This window comes from Endozoicomonas sp. SESOKO3 (assembly GCF_024606255.1).
Genome location: NZ_JAHHPR010000576.1, coordinates 1 through 2315, shown reverse-complemented (window position 1 = coordinate 2315; position 2315 = coordinate 1). Strand labels below are relative to the sequence as shown.

General features: G+C 48.2%; 1 protein-coding gene. It reads right to left on the bottom strand.

Going from position 1 to position 2315, the window contains the following annotated elements; translation table 11 throughout:
- Positions 1-331 precede the first annotated feature (331 nt).
- A partial coding sequence (locus tag KDK18_RS09830) for a hypothetical protein (protein WP_257254726.1) occupies positions 332-2315 on the bottom strand: 1984 nt, incomplete at its 5' end.

Here is a 2315-nt window from a genome sequence, read left to right as displayed (position 1 = left end):
CATTGCCGCAAAGAATGAGTGTTTAATAATTCTATCCTTGCATTCTGGTTTACAGTGAGGAAGGATAGTCAAGCATACGGGCGTGTTTTCTGCCAAAATCCAAGTGCGTTCTCATCCAACCAGCGAATCAATTTATATAGCATGAGCTGCATTGGCTATCCTTGCATTCATCGAGCCTAAACCTGATTTAAATAGTCTGGACTCCTCCCGGTGAATTGTGCGTAAAGATCATTTCGGATCTGAAACTGAGCGATATTTTGGATTACTCAGGATGGATCTGAGCTCTGCCTGTACTTTGGTTCTGTTCCGCTTGTCGAACTTTCTCGGGAATTCAGCGGCTCTTCATACAGCTGTCTGTTATCGAATCAGCAGGCTTGCGTTTTCGATGTCTTCTTTTGTGATCCAGGAGAGCTTGAGCATTTTTGCAGACCCTCCCGCATGGCAGTTTCTGGCCATCCTTCCCGACTATGATCTCGTCACAGTTTTTTTCCCCACTGTGGTATTTGCTTTTGTGACTCGACAGGGCTCCAACATTCTTGCAGAACTTCCCGCATGGCCGCTGCTGACCATCCTCCTCAACCACGATCACTTCACAGGCTTGTTGCCCGCTGTGACTTTTGCTTTTGTGATCCGACAGGGCTTTAGCATTCTTGCAGAGCTTCCCGCATGGTCGCTGCTGACCATCTGCCCCGATCAAGATCACGTCACAGGTTTTTTCTCTGGTGTGGTAACCGCTTTTGTGAGTCGTTAGAGATGAAGCACTCTTGCAGACTTTCCCGCATGGTCGCTGCAGGCCATCCTTTCCAACCACGATCACGTCGCAGACTTGTTGCCCGGAGTGTTCTTGTCTTCTGTGATACGACAGGGTTTTAGAATTCTTGCAAAGCTTTCCACATGGCCGCTGTTGACCATCCTCCCCGACCAGGATCACTTCACAAGTTTGTTGCTTGCCGTGGCATTTGCTTTTGTGAGCCAACAGAGATTGAGCATTCTCGCAGAGTTTCCCGCATGGCTGCTGCTGGCAATCCTCCCCGACTACGGTTACGTCACAGGTTTTTTGCCCTGTGTGATATCTTCTTTTGTGATTCACCAGAGCTCTGGCATGCTTGCAGAGCTTCCCGCATGGCCTTGACTGGCCATCCTTCCCGACCACGGTCACCTCACAGTTTTTTTGACCACTGTCGGCTTCGGCTTTTGCTGCGCTTGTTTGGGAAAGCTGAGATTGCCGCTGATCCAATTGGAATGACTCAGAGCTTGTTTGTTGTGTTTCTGAATCGTTGAGCGTAAAAGCCGTCTCGTCTTCTTCGGGAAGACTCTGTAAATCGAAGGATCCATTAATGACCACAAAGTCATCAGCTATGGAAGACAAATGCCGGAGCATTGGCTCATCATCATTCAGTAACCCGGCAATCTCAATGGCATTCCGGATTGAATCTATAAGGTTTTGTCGGGACCCCATAACATTTTCGGAACCAAAATGCCCCATGCAACTTAAGCAGTGTCCAGCAGCCAAGTGGGGGCATGAGCTTTTCAGGCTATTCAGGGGCCATTCAGTGGGCTCAGTGCTATTGGATGAGGGGCGGAATCGACAAAAGCCATGGCAGGGATAGGCAAAACAATTTAAACCTAAAGTGTGCAGGTGTTGCTGATGGCCGCCTCCGTTACCTCCGCTACAGTCATTATTTAAAAGGCTAATGAAAGAGCTTACAGGCGGGTGGGTTGCTGCTTGCGGGGCCTGCTGGCTGGATGATTCTGACGACGGGTATTGTGGCGGGTTATTTCCGGAGCCAAACACCGTAATGATGGTTGCAAGCGGGTGACCCTGATTCGCCTGTTGCTCAATCGGGTTAAATAGCCGCGTATTGGGGTTACAATGGTTTTTTAAAAGCCAACCGACAGTGACAACCACTTCTGCAGGAAGCCAGAAATAGGGGGTGACACTCAGGCGGGCCTCTGTGGTGAGGATCAGTTCGCAAACAATCAGCAGATTCGTAGCGTAAAGCCATTGCCACGACATCGACACAATGATGTTCTTTTCTACACAATAACCAAGTGGTCTGTGTCGTTTTTTATCAAGTACTAAATCTGGTCCTTCATAGTCGTTTATATGAGCAATATTCGACTGGTTTCCCGACAACGTATGCCAGTCACGTTTTATAGAAACGCGTTGTTTTAGAGAATCTGGATTCTGTTTAAGCTCGAAAACAAAAGTTCTTGTCAACGATCCGGCCGAACAGGCGACAGACAACGACATTAGCAGTAACAGCATTGCCGCAAAGAATGAGTGTTTAATAATTCTATCCTTGCATTCTGGT